This window comes from Elusimicrobium sp. (genome assembly GCA_015062115.1).
Taxonomy (GTDB): domain Bacteria; phylum Elusimicrobiota; class Elusimicrobia; order Elusimicrobiales; family Elusimicrobiaceae; genus Avelusimicrobium.
Genome location: SUVG01000001.1, coordinates 168,408 through 182,939, shown reverse-complemented (window position 1 = coordinate 182,939; position 14,532 = coordinate 168,408). Strand labels below are relative to the sequence as shown.

Genomic DNA, 14,532 nt, shown 5'->3' with positions numbered 1-14,532 from the left:
AAACCGCCCGGCTAAGGGCGGTTTTTTTATGCCGATTTTTTCAAAAGTGTTATAATAGACGTAGAGGATAAATCGAATATGAAAAAGAAATTGGGTTTCACGCTGATAGAAATGTTAGTGGTTGTTTTGATTTTGGGTATTTTGGCGGCCATCGCGCTTCCTCAATATGAACGCTCTGTGTGGGAAAGCCGCAACTCCCAATTAAAAACAGCCGTTCGGTCGGTACTCCAGGCTCAAAAAGTTTATTTTATGGCAAACGGCCGTTTTTGTGATGATTTTTCTTCCTTGGATTTGGACTTACCCCTTACACCCGTTAAAACTTCTGCCGGTACGGGCGGAAATGTTTGCCAACTGATTACGGGTGCGGGGGACTCTATCCGGAAAGGGAAAAATTTTATTGTCGTTTTGAATAACAACTCTTCCAATAATGCCGGGGGAAGTATAACGGCCGTATGGAGCGAGGGGAAATATAAGTGCAACGGGTTTAGTTGGAGTGTAACCCAAAATGAACAGGACTTTATGAGATGTGTAGAAGCCCGCAACGGAACTTCTACCATTAAAGCGGGAGACTTCTGCGAGAAATTGGAAAGTGCCACTTATTACGAGGAGCCCTGGGGTTGGGCCCGTTATAAAATGCCCTAAAATTTATAAACAAAAAACCCCCGAGTAATCGGGGGTTTTTCTTTTTAGAAAAATTATTTTTGTAACTTGTTTAATTTGCCTTGGGCGCGGGAAGCGCGTTTATCCGTAGGATAGTTGATGATGAGTTTTTTATAAATCTCAATGGCTTGGGCGGTTTTGCCTTGATCTTCGTATCCTTGTGCCAAATCAAACATGAGTTCGGGCGCTTGAGTTCCTTTGGGGTAGGCCAAGAGGGCTTTTTCCAAGGTTTGGGTGTATTTGGCCGGTTCGCGTAAGCGTTTTTCAGCAAGTTCGGCGGCCTTTACCCAGCACGAAACGGCTTTGTCTTCTTCCGCGGCATAAGCGGCGGCTGTTTGGTGCAGTTGGTTATAAGCCTCTTCGTAATTTTTCATTTTTACAAATACATCGGCTTTGCCGCGATAGGCTTCATAGGCATTGGGGGCTGTGCCCAATAATTCAATGGCTTTATCGTAATTGATGAGGGCGCTGTCGTAATTCTTGTTGTTTTCATCCATGATGGCCATGTGTTTATAGACGATGCCGATTTCATTGGAGCCTTCGAACTCGCGCAAAACTCTGGTGTAAGCCTCGGTGGCTTTTTCGGTATTTTTCAAATCTCCGGCATATACATCACCCACCATGCGTAAACTGGCCGCTTTGTAGGGAGATTTCGGGTAGAGCTCGTGGGTTTTTTTGTACTGCACAATAGCGGCTAAATAGTTGCCGTTTGCGCGGTGCAAATCGCCATACCACAGTTCTACGCGGTCGTTGCTTTTATGATTCGGGTTACGGGCGAAGAAATCTTCAAATGCTTGGGTAATAGCCGGGTACATTTCCTTTCCCGAGATTTTGGAAAGCGCATAGAGCATTTCGGCTTCGCGGTCTTGCGGTGTTTGGGCATCTGCCGGGAGCGTAGCCGAAAATAAACGAAGAGCCAGGTTGCGTTGTTCTTTGGGCAACGCAGGCAAAGTGTCGGCCAGTAACGGTTTTAACAGGGCCATATCCATTTGCGGATAGAGGTTGCGCAGTTTGAATAAAGTAACAAACGCAAGTCCGTTTTCCTGTGCACGCAAATAAAGGCGCGCTTGCATCAGGAGGGCATCTTTGGCGGCGGGTTGATTTTCGTTTTGGCGGGCCCAAGTACCCAGGCCGTCCGCCAAGGATTTGGCATAGGCGCGGGTTTCGCGGTTATTTTCGGGGTGAAAATTTACCAGTTCTTTTTTGTAGAACTCCAAACCGGCAGCCGCCGGGTTAGCAAAGGCCGCCGGAGCCGTTAAAAGTAAAACCAAACAGAGGATCAGTACTTTCTGCATAAACCTACCGATAGTTGGTAAATTGCAATTCCACACCGTAATCTCCGTTGCGTAAAACGGCCATGGTGTTTTGCAATTCGTCTTTAGATTTAGAGGAAACACGCAGTTGATCCCCTTGAATAGAAGCGGAAACTTTTAATTTGGCATCTTTGATGGCTTTGGAAATTTCTTTGGCTTTATCGGAAGGGATACCTTGTTGAATTTTTACCGTTTGTTTGGCGGTTCCGCCCAAGGCCGCTTCGATTTTTTGGGGTTGCATGTTTTTAAGCGGAATACCGCGTTTGGCGATACGGGTAAAAATAATATCACGCAAAGTGTTTACTTTGTATTCATCGCTGGACGCCAATTTTAACTCATTGTCTTTTTGGTTGAGTTCAATAGAGGAATTGGTGCCTTTGAAATCGTAGCGGTTTGTGATTTCTTTATTGGCGGCGCTGACGGCTTCCGCAATAACATTTAAGTCCACTTTGGACACAACATCAAAACTATAATCTGCCATAAGTATAACCTCCGGGGTCGGCCTGGGCCGGTGTGTTTCCTATATTATATCTTTTTTTGTACAATGGTTTTAACGGCAGGATTGGCCTGCCAAATTTATGAAGGAGAGCGTTCGTCGTGTGCTGGCCCGGGTGTTGAGTCCGGGTTAAGAAGAATATGAATATCAAAATTCGTTTGACTGTCATGAACTTCCTTCAGTTCGGGCTTTGGGGTGCTTATTTAACTTCCATGGGCACTTTTTTAGCCGGGGCTGGATTTGCTGATAAGATTGGTTTGTTTTATGCGACACAAGGTTTTGTGTCTATTTTTATGCCTGCGTTAGTGGGTATTGTGGCCGATCGTTGGGTTCCTGCTCAAAAAATGTTGGGCTTGTGCCATTTGTTAGCGGCGGCGGCCATTGCCGGTGCCGGGTATGCCGGTGCGCAACCCGTCATTAACTTTGGCGTTATGTTTACGCTTTATACCGTCAGCGTGGCTTTCTATATGCCGACGATTGCTCTTTCCAACTCGGTGGCCTACACGGTACTCCGCCAAAACAATATGGATACCGTAAAAGTTTTCCCGCCGATTCGTGTATTCGGGACGGTCGGTTTTATTTGTGCTATGTTAACCACCAACTTTGCCGGTTTCCAAACCAGCTATACCCAATGGTATTTCTCCGGTATTTTGGGCTTGTTGTTGGGTGTTTATTGCTTTACCTTGCCCGCCTGCCCGGTGGCCACCACGGCCAGAACTTTGGCTGAAGCGTTGGGGTTGAAAGCGTTTGCTTTGTTCAAAGAAAAGAAAATGGCCATTTTCTTTATCTTCTCTATGCTTTTGGGTATGTCCTTGCAAATTACCAACGGTTTTGCCGGCCCGTTTATTACCGGTTTTAACTCTTTGGAAGGCTTTGCCGGTTCTTGGGGGGCTAACAATGCCAATGCGCTTATTTCCCTTTCCCAAATTTCGGAAACTTTGTGTATCTTGCTGATTCCGTTCTTCTTGAAACGCTACGGTATTAAGAAAGTGATGTTAATCAGTATGTTTGCCTGGTTCTTGCGCTTTGGTTTCTTGGGTATCGGTAACCCCACCACGGCTACCGGTATCGTGTTTTTGGTTGCTTCCATGATTGTATACGGGGTAGCCTTTGACTTCTTCAACGTTTCCGGTTCTTTGTATGTGGATCAAGAAACCGACCCGTCTATCCGCTCCAGCGCGCAAGGCGTGTTTATGTTGATGACCAACGGTTTGGGCGCGGCAATCGGTTCTTTGGCGGCCCAAAAAGTAATTAACTCTTTGGTCAATGTCCATATGAATCCGGCCGAAATGGTAAACGGCGTGTACCCGACGGCGATTTCCCAACAAATTATGCAAGGGTGGAGCAACTCTTGGTTTGTGTTTGCCGGATTCTCGTTAGTGGTGGCTATTTTGTTTGCTATTATTTTCAAATACAAACATACCCCGGCCGAAAACTAATAAACTATGTTTACTTAAAACGGCGCTCCTTGCGGAGCGCCGTTTTTTTGGGCCTAGAAAAATATAGGCCCAAAAAACGGAGGGTTCTGGGTCTTGTGGCTCTCGTTTTTTTATGAATAAAAAGATAACCTATTAGTAAGATAGATTTCAAAAGGAGAAAAAACTATGAAAAAGATTATTTTTGTTTTATTGTTGGCCCTCATTACTCCGCTATGTGTGTTTGCCCAGGCGGACAAGGTAAATGAAGACCTTATTAAAGCCAAGGCTGACTTCGCCCGTGCGGAAAGCCAATTGAAAAACTTGGCCGCCAAAAACACTTCCGTAGAGGCCGAACTTAAAGCGGTTATCGGTAGTCATGCGGTATTGAAAGAAACGGCTTTAGATGCCAGAAGAGACATTACTAACCGCGATAGAGCCGAAAACTTTATTTACCAAACCTTAACTTACAGATTGGAAGATTTGTACGAAGACTTGTACAACCTGAAAAAGAAAAATGAAGGTGTCTATTACGAAGCCTATAAAATCTGCAATCACTTGTATTGGATTGAATTGGATAAAGAGGCCTTGAACTTGTACGGGATTCAAAATGCCGTAGAAAGACAGTTTCCTTTCTTGGAAGTACATGATGTAACTTGGCTCCAAGAAAACGACCCCCAAAAATAAGCCTTCTCTCGGATTTAACTATAAAAACTCCCCAAGCAGTATCGGGGAGTTTTTTTGTTGGGTAAGAAACCAAAAGACAAAAAAAATTCCCGCGCTCTAGAAACGCGGGAATTTTTAGTGAACGAAAACCTTATTTGGCAGTCGCTTTGTTGGCTTCTTTGGCCAAGCGAGATTTCTTGCGGGCAGCCGTTTTCCAGTGAATTACTTTCTTTTTGGCGGCTTTGTCAATGCAAGAAGCAGCTTTGTTTAAGTCTTCCTTCAGCGTGGCGGCCTGCGTTTTGGCGGAGGCTTTCACGGCTTTGGTGGCCAAGCGAACTTTTTTGATTAAACCTTTGTTTTCAGAAGTTCTTTTTTCAGCTTGGCGTTGCGCTTTGATGGCGCTAGTGTGTCTACCAGTTTTTAATTTTGCCATTTAATATTTCCTCTATATAGAAAAATCGGATTATTAATATTTTAGCCAATTATTAGCCCCGGGTCAACCCGTTTTTAAGGCTCCCCGTTCGGCCGGCTGCGGGAAATGTTAGAATATATCCATGGATCCGCGCCTTAATATTTTACCAAATAAACCCGGGGTTTACATCATGCGCTCGAAAGAGGGCACGATTTTGTATGTGGGGAAAGCCAAAAATCTGGCCGACCGGGTGAAACAATACTTTCAAGAGTCCAACCTCTATTCGCGCGGGTGGAAGTTGCCCAGTCTGCTCCCGCTTATTGCCAAGATTGACTATGTTACCTGTGCCAGCGAGCGTGATGCTTTGGTACTAGAGGAAAAACTGATTAAGCAATATCAACCGTTTTTCAACTCCTTGGGCAAGGACGGCAAAAGTTACCCTTATCTAAAAATTACCATGAGCGAAGACTACCCCCGCCTGGTTCTTACCCGCCGGGTGGTGCGCGGAAAAGATTTGTACTTCGGCCCTTATCCAAAATCTAGCATTATCAAAAGTTTAATGCGCTTTTTATGGAAAAGTAAGTACGCTCCCTTGCGCCCGTGTAAGTGGAATTTTTCGCGAGAAAAAGAACTGGACGATCGAAAAATAAACACTTGTATTTACTACCATACGGGGCAATGTCCTGCGCCGTGTGCGGGGAAGATATCGTACGAAGATTACCGGGCACTTGCCGAGAGGTTGGCAGAATTTTTAGACGGGAATTTTGGCAGTATTACCGAAAAAATTACCGCTTTGATGAAGACCCACTCCGCTCATATGGAATACGAACAGGCGGCTGTTTTCCGCAATTTTTTACAGGCTCTTTCACACATGAAGGAACGGGTACTGGTCGGGCGCTTTAATGATGAAAAAATTACTACTTCTATGCAGAATACCGATAAATTAAAACGCCTGGCGGAAGTAATCGGTTTCAAAAAATTACCTGCGCATATAGAAGCCTTTGATAATTCCCACTTGTTCGGCCGGGAGGCGGTGGGGTGTATGGTCTGTTTTATCAACGGAGAAAAGCATCATGAGCACTACCGCCGTTTTAAGATTCGTTCCAAACTGCCCACCCGCGGCGGAAGTGATTTTGCCATGATGGAAGAAAGTGTCTATCGGCGTCTTAGGCAACTCAAGCGCGACCCGTCCCAAATGCCCGACCTCTTTTTGTTGGACGGCGGGAAAAGCCAAATTTCTGCCGCGCTAAATGCCTTTGAGCGTGCCAAACTTTTTGTTCCGTTTATTTCTTTGGCCGAAACCCACGAGGGAATTTATCTGCCCGGAAGCGAAGAAAGCATTAAACTGCCGCTGGGCGACCCGGCACTTAACTTACTAATGGAAATCCGCGACGAGGTTCACCGTTTCGCTGTAACCTATCACCGAAAACTGCGCGACAAAGCCACTTTCTGCGGTCATCAAAAACAGGAAGGACTTTTGGACGGAAAAGACCCGGCCGGCCGCCAATAAGCCAATCATTTTTATTAAGTATTTCCTTGGACTAGCCGCTCCGAAGGGGGGATTTTTCGAGGTGTGGGAAGGAAGGAGTTACTGGACGAGGGATTGACCCAGTTTTTCTTTTTTTCTTACAATGTACCTAATCGGCAGGCAGGAAGAATTGTAGTGTTTTTTACTTGCCGAAAACTTATTTATAAGAGGTTTTATATGAAAAAGGGTTTTACTTTGATAGAACTTTTAGTTGTAGTGTTAATCATTGGTATCTTATCTGCGGTGGCTCTTCCTCAATATGGAAAAGCGGTTATGAAAGCTCGCTTGACGGAGGCTACCACCATTGCTAATACTTATAGCAAGGGGCTATCCTCCTATGTGTTAGCTAATGGTAGCGTTCCGGCGGCTATTACGGGGACATCAGGAGAAGGTTTCTTAGATGTAGAGGTCGTTGGAAGTGCAAACTCCTCCAATGTTTCTTGCAATGATAAAATAGGTTGGTGGTCTACCTGTAGCGGTACTAAGTGCACCATGCAAATCGGTTCCAGGCATAAAAAAAATGGTAGTGGTTGTGGCGGTAGTAGCGACGGTTGGTCCGTGGCGTTTATTTTGGACGGAGTAGACGGCTCTATTACTTGGAACCCCGGTATTAAAGTCCTTCAGACTGCTGGAGTTTCCAGTTTGGGGCAAGCAGAAAAAAAAGCGGTGTGCGAGTGGTATAAAACTATAAATCCCAGTTTGGCTGCTCCTTGCTGAAAAACGGAAATACAATTTGAAATAAAACAAAAAACCCGCTCGTAAGTGAGCGGGTTTTTTGTATCCAACTAAGCTTATTTGAAATTGGCGGTTCCCAATTTTTGTTGTAAGTAGGTTTTGAGCCCGGACGGATCGCCCGAGTGACCCAAGGCTTCTTGGTAGCTGATTTTCTTTTGGATATACAAATCGCCCAAGGCTTGGTTCATGGTAATCATACCCATACCCACGTTGGTTTGCATGGTGGAAAGGATTTGTTCCGGTTTCCCGTCGCGAATTAAACTGCGCACGGCGGAGTTAGCAAGCATTACTTCGCACGCCATGGCGCGTTTGCCGTCCAAGGTAGGAATTAACTGTTGGGACATGATGGCTTCCAACACGAAGGACAACTGCGTGCGGATTTGCGGTTGTTGGTTCGGCGGGAATACGTCAATGATACGGTTGATAGATTGCACCGCGTCGTTGGTGTGCAAGGTGGCAAACACTAAGTGCCCCGTTTCGGCTAAGGTTAAGCAGGCTTCCATAGTTTCGATGTCGCGCAATTCCCCTACCAGAATAATATCCGGGTCTTGGCGGAGGAAGTGTTTAAGGGCGGCGGCGAAGGTGTGAGTGTCGGCACCTACTTCGCGTTGGTTTACGATACTGCGTTTGTGCGGGTGTACGAATTCGATAGGGTCTTCTACTGTCATGATGTGGTTACTTTCGTTCATGTTCAGGTAGTTAATCATGCTGGCCAAAGAGGTAGATTTACCGGAACCGGTACAACCGGTTACGAGTACGAGCCCTTTGTTTAATTTCATGATGTTGTACACCACAGGCGGAAGGTTTAATTGTTCAAAGGTCTTAAAGTCGTTAGGAATAGAACGGAGTGCGGCAGCCACACAACCTTTTTGTTTGTAAATGTTTACACGAAGACGGCCCAAGGCTTTCAAACCGAAGGAGAAGTCCAACTCCAATTCGTCTTCGAAGCGTTGGCGTTGTTCGTCGTTCATGATAGAGTAAATAAGCGTTTGTGCGCTTTCTTTGGTTAAGGGTTCAAACGGGGTTTGATACAAACGCCCTTGAATACGAAGTACCGGAGGAACGCCTACGGTTAAGTGAATATCGGACGCATTTTTCGCCTTCATCAGTTTGAACAAATCGTCCATGTTTGCTTTTGCCATCGGTTGTTGTTCTGCCATAATAAACCCTCTCTTATAAGTTTGCCAAAATAGCGTGTGCCAGGTTGGCTAAATTTTTCCCACTAAATCGAGTGCGATGTTGTTAAGCGCCCCGGTTAAACGTCCGCGGGTCGCATCCGCTTGGAACACATACACAATGGGTTCCATGCGGGTCTTCGTTAGTCTGTATTTTACAATATATGTGCTTCTATGCAAAGGCTCGGCAGACCAAGAGGCCGTGTAGCCTTTGTCCAACTTGTCTTTATAAATGCGGTCAAAGTAAGAGGCAATCGTTCCTTTCCCGCCGGGAAGTTGATAATTTTGTACGGCGGCCAGCACTTTGTCTTCCGCGGAGAGCGGGGCCGGCGGCGGAACGGGACGAACGGGTTGTTGCACGGCAGGCACCGGGGAAACAGTTTCTGCCTGGATTGTTTTTTCGTTTTTTGCAGAACTAGCCGTTCCCGGGAAAAGGGTGTTGATATAAAGGGCTACCCCTACAGCCAACAAGGCAAGCAGCAGCATAAAAACCGTTTTCATTTTTTTATTGGACGGTTTTATTTTGATGCGTTGGGTATTTAAGAAATTTTCAATTTCCGGCGTGTTTTTTAATTGCGAGCGTATTTTGTTTATTTCCGGATATAATTTTTTTTCTTCGGCCGGTTCTTCTGCTGTTTCGTCCGCATTTTGTTTTTCTGGTGTTTCTTTTTCTGTAGCAAGGATCGGCTCGCTTTCGTGGGCAACAGGGGTTTGTTCTTCCGGTTGATTTTCTGCCGCTATTTCCTCGGTTTCTTCTTCCTCTTCTTCGTTCGTGGGGAACGGAAACCAGGCTGTTTGGTCGGGCAGGTTTTCTTTTTTTTCAGGGACAGATTTTTCGTCGGCAGAAGGCTTTTCTTCTTCATCGCAAGAAGGTTGGGTAATGGGTTCTTCTGCTTGCGGGGGCTCTTCCTGTGTTTTATTTTGCAAAAGCGGATTTTCCTGTTCTACCAAGGTGGGCAGTTCGCACGGTTGCACGGGCTCAGCCTCTTCCGTCGGTTCATACACGGGAACAGAAGGTTTTTCTTCTTCCGGTTCTTTCGTTTCCTGCTTTTCTTGCTCTTGGGAAGAAGGCGTCCCTAAAGATAAAAATTCTTCACTTTCATCCGCCTTTGAAATCGGCACGGAAAGCGGCCCTGTTTCCTGGCGGGTGGTTTGCGTAAGCACCGCCGGTTCCGTTTCGTCCGCCTCGGGTTCTGTTTTTTTGTCGGTTACCGGTTCGGGTTCTGCCTCATCTTTTGCGGCAGAAGGATCCGCTTGGGCGGAAGATTCTTGTGCGGGCGGAAGCGTTTTGGTTTTTTCTTCCTCTTGGGAGAACTCGTCAAAAGGGTCGTCCTCTATCGGTGTAATTTCTTTATCGGTAGGAGGGTTTGTTTTGCCGAATTGGCTTTCCAACGCGCGGGCTAAATTCATATCCGAAGATTCATTGGGGTCGGGAATTCCCAAAATATCCCCTAAATCTTCGCCGTTAATGGTGTTGAAGTATTCTTCTATCGGGCCGGGTTTGGAAGGTTTTTTAGGAATTTCAAGCGAGGGGCCTTCCAAGGCGGAAGAGTCCGGGCCGTCCAGCGGATTTTGCTCTTGTAAAAGAGTATCCATTTCTTTTTCGAAGTTCTCGTCTTCTGTTTCTTGGAACAAAACTTCAGCAGAGCCGTCTAGTGCATCAAACTGAAATTCCGGGAACTTGGAGGCAGGCTTCCAGCTGTCTTCATCGTCGCTGAAATTTTCCGGGCAGATAAGGCTGGTAGAGGCAAAGCCGGGGCGCGCCGCAAGTTCCTGCGGCGTAAAAGGGCCGACGACATCGCTTCCGTCAAAAATCCAGTATTTCATAAGTTCTTATCTGCCCGGCGCAAAATTATTTGCAGTATTGAAGGGCGTTATTCAAGCGTGCAAGTACGGTTTCCTTGCCCATGTATTCCAACATTTTGAATAAGGTCGGCCCATGGGTGCGGCCCGATACGGAAACGCGAATCGGGTGGAAGATTTGGCCTGCTTTCAAACCGTTTTCCTTGGCGGTGGCACGGGCAGTGGCTTCCAAATTGGCTTCCGTAAAATCTTCCAATTTGCCGTAAGCGTTAATCATCAGTTCAAGTACTTGTTTGGCTTCGGGTTTACCGAAAACTTTTTCGATGGCTTCCTGTTCAAAAACAGGTTCTTCAAAGAAGAAGCGGATTAAATCCGGGATTTCGGTTAACAATTTGTATTTTTCATGTTCCAAACCGATAATGCCTTCCAAGCGTTCGCGGCTGACGGAGGAAATGTTGATGCCGGCTTTTTCGATAAACGGCAAGGCCAAGTCGGTCAAGCGGCTTAAAGAAGTTGCGCGGATATATTCCCCGTTCATCCAGTTTAATTTTTCGGGATCCATTACGGCCGGGCTGGGTTGGCAACCGGCAATATCAAATTTTTCTTCCAGTTCGCCGGGGGCGAAAATTTGTTGCGAATCCGAGGTAGCCCAACCCAAGAGAGCCAAGTAGTTTTTCAAGGCTTCGGGCAGGTAACCCATGTTTCTAAATTCCACCACATTGGTGGCGCCGTGGCGTTTGGAAAGTTTTTTGCCGTCCGGCCCGTGAATCATGGATAAGTGGGCAAAAATCGGTTCCTTCCAACCGAGGGCACGATAAATTTGAATTTGAGCCGGCGTGTTGGAAATGTGGTCGTCCCCGCGGATAATGTGCGTCATGCGCATTAAATGGTCATCTACCACTACGGCAAAGTTGTAGGTGGGATACCCGCTTGTTTTTTGGATAACCAAATCGTACAAATCTTTGCTGGCAAATTTTACATGACCGCGAATCATGTCGTCCCATTCCACATCACCTTCCTGAGGCATGCGAAAGCGGATTACATATTTGCGCCCTTGGGCTTCCAATTCCTTTTGTTGTTCTTCCGTCAAGCGACTGCATTTGCCGTCGTATTTCGGCGGACGGTGTTCTTCGATGCATTTTTGACGGTTTGCTTCCAATTCTTCGGCCGTGCAGTAGCATTTGTAGGCTTTGCCTTCGGCGAGAAGTTGGTCAATGTATTTTTTGTAAAGGCCTTGATCGGCACGGAGGGCTTGGTAATAAGGGAAATCCGGCCCTTTATCGGTACCGTCGGGCATGGGGCCTTCGTCCCAGGTTAAATTCATCCATTGCATACCTTCGAAAATGGCATCGGTAGAGGCTTGGGTGGAGCGTTCTTCGTCGGTGTCTTCGATGCGAAGCAAGAAAGTGCCTTTATTTTTTTTAGCGAAAAGGTAATTGAAAAGCGCCGTGCGAACCCCGCCGATATGTAAAAATCCTGTCGGTGAAGGGGCAAATCTAACTCTTACGGTCATAGTGATGTATTATCCTCTTTGATTGGTATTTATATATAGATATATTATACCTCTTTATGGTGTAAAATATAATAGATAGGTCTGTTTTTTAGGAGTATTTTTTGTGAGCGGATTTTTAATGACAGTCATTTTGGTGCTTTGGGGCATGCAGGCGGCGGTAGGCCTTTGGCTGTATTTTGCCTTCCCTGTATTGGGGTGGAAAGTGCCGGTGGGTGTATTGCCCGCCGTGATGACAGCCTTTACTTTATTCGGTATCAGTTATACGCGCTCGCATTACGGCTCTTGGGAACAAGCCCTGTATTTGGCCTCTTACACTTGGTTTGGGTTGGCCTTTTTGGCTTTTTGCATTTGTGCGGTATTTGCGTTGGTGCAGTGGATATTGTTTTTCTTTCATCTTAATATGCGGGCTTGGTTGGGCCCGCTTAGTGTGTTGGTTATGGCGGGGGTATTTGCCGTTTCTTTGTGGGGCGGCCTGTCCGAGCCGAAAATTAAACGCGTATCCGTTTCTGTGCCGGGAGCCCCGAAAATGAAGATTGCCTTGTTGTCCGATTCGCATTTAGGCATGGGGGTTTCGGTGGAGCGGTTTGATGCGGCCTTAAAAAAATTGGAAGAAGAAAACCCCGATGTCCTTTTTGTATTAGGAGATGTATTTGAATACGGGCCCGACAAAGAAAAATATGCCGCCCGTTTAGCCCAAGTACGCCCGCCGCTGGGGGTGTATGGCGTGTTTGGAAATCACGAGTATTACACCGGATATCAAAATTCGTTGCAATTTTATAAAGATGCCGGTATCTCTTTATTACAAAACGAAACGGCGGTTTTGGAGAACGGCGTACAAGTGGCGGGGGTAAAAGATATCCGCACCGCGCGTGTAACCAAAACAGAGTTGCAAGAACTCCTCGCCAAAACTGAACCGACGAAGCCGCTTATTTGGCTGAGCCATACACCTTTGTATGCCGAAGAGGCCTCCGCCGGCGGAGCGGACTTGATGTTTAGCGGTCACACGCATAACGGGCAAATTTTTCCGTTTAATGCATTGGTGCGGTTGCAATTCCCGCGCGTATATGGTTTGTATGAAGTGGAAAAAATGAAATTTTACATTACTTCCGGAATGTTTTACTGGGGCATTCCGTTTCGCTTTTTGTCTCCTGCCGAGATTCCGGTTATAGAGGTTAACTGATGCGCAAGTTGATTTTTGTTTTTTTATGGATATTAAGTTTACCCTTAGCGGCGGCACCTGCGTTTGAAGACCTTTCTTTTGATGAAAAATTAGGACAAACGCTGGTGGTATTTGTAGATGTGGACAGTGCCGAACTGGTGCGCCCGGCCATTGAAGCGGGGAAAATCGGCGGGGTGCTGATTCAATGGGGGAATTATTCTCTCAAACAAACACAGGCCCTGGTGGACAAACTGCAAAGTTGGGCCGCAAAAAGCCCGCACAAAATTCCGCTTTTGATTTCTATTGACTACGAAGGCGGAACCGTTTACACTCCCATTACTTTGGGTTTTGATTATTTGCCGACAAACATGATGCTTTCCGCTTCGGGGGACGAGGAAGGCGCCGCTACCATTGCCTATTTGGCGGGGTTGGAACTGCGCCGGGCCGGGGTGCATATCAATTTCTCCCCGGTGTTGGATGTAAACAGCAATCCGCATAACCCGATTATCGGGGTGCGTTCTTTTGGTTCCGATCCTAAAAATGTAACGCGCATGGGGGTTTCTCTTATCAACGGGTTTAAGGCCGCGGGAATCCTCAGCATCGTTAAGCATTTTCCGGGTCATGGCGACACCTCCTTAGATTCACACTACGAAGTGCCGGTAGTGAAAGCTGATTTTTCCCAAATGCAGCGCATACATCTTCCTCCGTTTGTGGCGGCCGCCAAACATGGGGTGGACGGCGTGATGACGGGCCATGTTCTGTATCCTGCCTTGGACGAAAAAAATATCGCTACTTTTTCGCAACCTATTTTACAGGGGCTTCTGCGTAATAAAATGGGTTTTAAGGGCCTTATTGTAACGGACAGTTTGGATATGAAAAGTGCCACTACTTTCTGTACGATCGCCGGGTGCGGCGTGCGTGCTTTGGAAAGCGGAGCCGATATGATTTTATTAGGGCGTTATGTAAAACCGATTAGCGTGTTTAATCAAATGGTGCAGGAAATCAAAACCAAAGGCTTAAATAACCGCATGGAAGATGCCGCCCGAAAAATTTTTGAAATCAAAAAAGAAATGGGGCTTTTAGATGGTAAAACTCAACGCCCTTCCCCTATACAGGAAGCCTACCAGGCTGAATTGGAAAAAATAAGCGACGGTGCCGTTACTTTGGTGCGGGATCGCCAAAATCTCCTTCCGTTTGCTCCTCAGTTGGCGGGGGGAAAAAAGCCGACGGTCTGTGCGGTATTTTTTGCCCCGTCGCGTTTTGCCGATCAATTGATGAGTTTTTCTAAACCGTTTTTGGAAAAGGGGTGGACGATTCGCAGTTATAATGCCGCTTTAACCCCGCGTAAAAAAGACAGCCGCCGCGCGGCGGAGTGTGCCAAAGGGGCCGATTTGCTGATTTTAACCAGTTTACAATGGGCAGATAAAACCAATATCAATCAGAAAAATGCTATCAACGGGCTAATCAAAGAAAATAAAAATGTGGTGTTTATTTCCACGATGAGTCCGTACGATATCGTAAACTATCCCGAAGCCAAAACCGTTTTGGCCACTTACGGACTAAACCGCTATGTATTACAAACGGCGGCCAAAATCATTTTGGGAGATATCACCCCGCAAGGCAAACTCCCCGTAGAATTAAAAATACAGGAATAACA

General features: G+C 46.4%; 12 protein-coding genes and 1 pseudogene. 7 read left to right on the top strand and 6 right to left on the bottom strand.

Going from position 1 to position 14,532, the window contains the following annotated elements; genetic code table 11:
• Positions 1 to 78: 78 nt before the first annotated feature.
• Positions 79 to 642: a type II secretion system protein gene (locus E7027_00830; protein MBE6420684.1), complete on the top strand. Its 564-nt coding sequence runs from the start codon at positions 79 to 81 to the stop codon at positions 640 to 642.
• Positions 643 to 695: 53 nt separating this feature from the next.
• On the opposite strand, the gene E7027_00825 is transcribed toward E7027_00830, so the two are convergent.
• Both E7027_00825 and E7027_00820 read right to left on the bottom strand, forming a co-directional pair.
• Complete coding sequence (locus E7027_00825) at positions 696 to 1,955, bottom strand: tetratricopeptide repeat protein (GenBank protein MBE6420683.1); 1,260 nt, start codon at positions 1,953 to 1,955, stop codon at positions 696 to 698.
• Between the two features lie 4 nt (positions 1,956 to 1,959).
• Positions 1,960 to 2,454: a YajQ family cyclic di-GMP-binding protein gene (locus tag E7027_00820; protein MBE6420682.1), complete on the bottom strand. Its 495-nt coding sequence runs from the start codon at positions 2,452 to 2,454 to the stop codon at positions 1,960 to 1,962.
• A 155-nt stretch (positions 2,455 to 2,609) separates the two neighbouring features.
• On the opposite strand from E7027_00820, the gene E7027_00815 reads away from it, so the two are divergent.
• Both E7027_00815 and E7027_00810 read left to right on the top strand, forming a co-directional pair.
• Complete coding sequence (locus E7027_00815) at positions 2,610 to 3,908, top strand: MFS transporter (GenBank protein MBE6420681.1); 1,299 nt, start codon at positions 2,610 to 2,612, stop codon at positions 3,906 to 3,908.
• 165 nt (positions 3,909 to 4,073) lie between these two features.
• On the top strand, positions 4,074 to 4,571 hold the full coding sequence (locus E7027_00810) for a hypothetical protein (GenBank protein MBE6420680.1): 498 nt from the start codon (positions 4,074 to 4,076) through the stop codon (positions 4,569 to 4,571).
• Between the two features lie 130 nt (positions 4,572 to 4,701).
• On the opposite strand, the gene E7027_00805 is transcribed toward E7027_00810, so the two are convergent.
• Complete coding sequence (locus E7027_00805) at positions 4,702 to 4,983, bottom strand: 30S ribosomal protein S20 (protein MBE6420679.1); 282 nt, start codon at positions 4,981 to 4,983, stop codon at positions 4,702 to 4,704.
• Positions 4,984 to 5,104: 121 nt separating this feature from the next.
• Here E7027_00805 and E7027_00800 point away from each other — a divergent pair, with 121 nt between their 5' ends.
• Both E7027_00800 and E7027_00795 read left to right on the top strand, forming a co-directional pair.
• A complete protein-coding gene (locus tag E7027_00800; protein MBE6420678.1) occupies positions 5,105 to 6,472 on the top strand; it encodes an excinuclease ABC subunit UvrC in 1,368 nt (455 codons plus the stop codon).
• Between the two features lie 195 nt (positions 6,473 to 6,667).
• Positions 6,668 to 6,784 (top strand): annotated as a pseudogene (locus E7027_00795) (prepilin-type N-terminal cleavage/methylation domain-containing protein).
• Between the two features lie 497 nt (positions 6,785 to 7,281).
• Here E7027_00795 and E7027_00790 read toward each other — a convergent pair.
• The 3 genes from E7027_00790 to E7027_00780 all read right to left on the bottom strand — a co-directional run bounded on the left by E7027_00790 (position 7,282) and on the right by E7027_00780 (position 11,716).
• On the bottom strand, positions 7,282 to 8,367 hold the full coding sequence (locus E7027_00790; protein ID MBE6420677.1) for a type IV pilus twitching motility protein PilT: 1,086 nt from the start codon (positions 8,365 to 8,367) through the stop codon (positions 7,282 to 7,284).
• Between the two features lie 66 nt (positions 8,368 to 8,433).
• Positions 8,434 to 10,227, bottom strand: a complete 1,794-nt coding sequence (locus E7027_00785) for a hypothetical protein (GenBank protein ID MBE6420676.1) — start codon at positions 10,225 to 10,227, stop codon at positions 8,434 to 8,436.
• Positions 10,228 to 10,252: 25 nt separating this feature from the next.
• Positions 10,253 to 11,716, bottom strand: a complete 1,464-nt coding sequence (locus tag E7027_00780) for a glutamate--tRNA ligase (GenBank protein MBE6420675.1) — start codon at positions 11,714 to 11,716, stop codon at positions 10,253 to 10,255.
• A 103-nt stretch (positions 11,717 to 11,819) separates the two neighbouring features.
• Here E7027_00780 and E7027_00775 point away from each other — a divergent pair, with 103 nt between their 5' ends.
• Together E7027_00775 and E7027_00770 are read left to right on the top strand one after the other, a co-directional pair.
• Entirely contained in the window at positions 11,820 to 12,896 is a 1,077-nt protein-coding gene (locus E7027_00775; GenBank protein ID MBE6420674.1) for a metallophosphoesterase, read from the top strand.
• Positions 12,896 to 14,530: a glycoside hydrolase family 3 protein gene (locus tag E7027_00770; protein ID MBE6420673.1), complete on the top strand. Its 1,635-nt coding sequence runs from the start codon at positions 12,896 to 12,898 to the stop codon at positions 14,528 to 14,530. Before E7027_00775 ends, E7027_00770 begins: the two co-directional genes overlap by 1 nt.
• Positions 14,531 to 14,532 lie beyond the last annotated feature (2 nt).

Coding starts and splice junctions, on each gene's coding strand:
- E7027_00830 (MBE6420684.1), top strand. CDS start 79: ATGAAAAAGAAATTGGGTTTCACGCTGATAGAAATGTTAGTGGTTGTT.
- E7027_00825 (MBE6420683.1), bottom strand. CDS start 1,955: ATGCAGAAAGTACTGATCCTCTGTTTGGTTTTACTTTTAACGGCTCCG.
- E7027_00820 (MBE6420682.1), bottom strand. CDS start 2,454: ATGGCAGATTATAGTTTTGATGTTGTGTCCAAAGTGGACTTAAATGTT.
- E7027_00815 (MBE6420681.1), top strand. CDS start 2,610: ATGAATATCAAAATTCGTTTGACTGTCATGAACTTCCTTCAGTTCGGG.
- E7027_00810 (MBE6420680.1), top strand. CDS start 4,074: ATGAAAAAGATTATTTTTGTTTTATTGTTGGCCCTCATTACTCCGCTA.
- E7027_00805 (MBE6420679.1), bottom strand. CDS start 4,983: ATGGCAAAATTAAAAACTGGTAGACACACTAGCGCCATCAAAGCGCAA.
- E7027_00800 (MBE6420678.1), top strand. CDS start 5,105: ATGGATCCGCGCCTTAATATTTTACCAAATAAACCCGGGGTTTACATC.
- E7027_00790 (MBE6420677.1), bottom strand. CDS start 8,367: ATGGCAAAAGCAAACATGGACGATTTGTTCAAACTGATGAAGGCGAAA.
- E7027_00785 (MBE6420676.1), bottom strand. CDS start 10,227: ATGAAATACTGGATTTTTGACGGAAGCGATGTCGTCGGCCCTTTTACG.
- E7027_00780 (MBE6420675.1), bottom strand. CDS start 11,716: ATGACCGTAAGAGTTAGATTTGCCCCTTCACCGACAGGATTTTTACAT.
- E7027_00770 (MBE6420673.1), top strand. CDS start 12,896: ATGCGCAAGTTGATTTTTGTTTTTTTATGGATATTAAGTTTACCCTTA.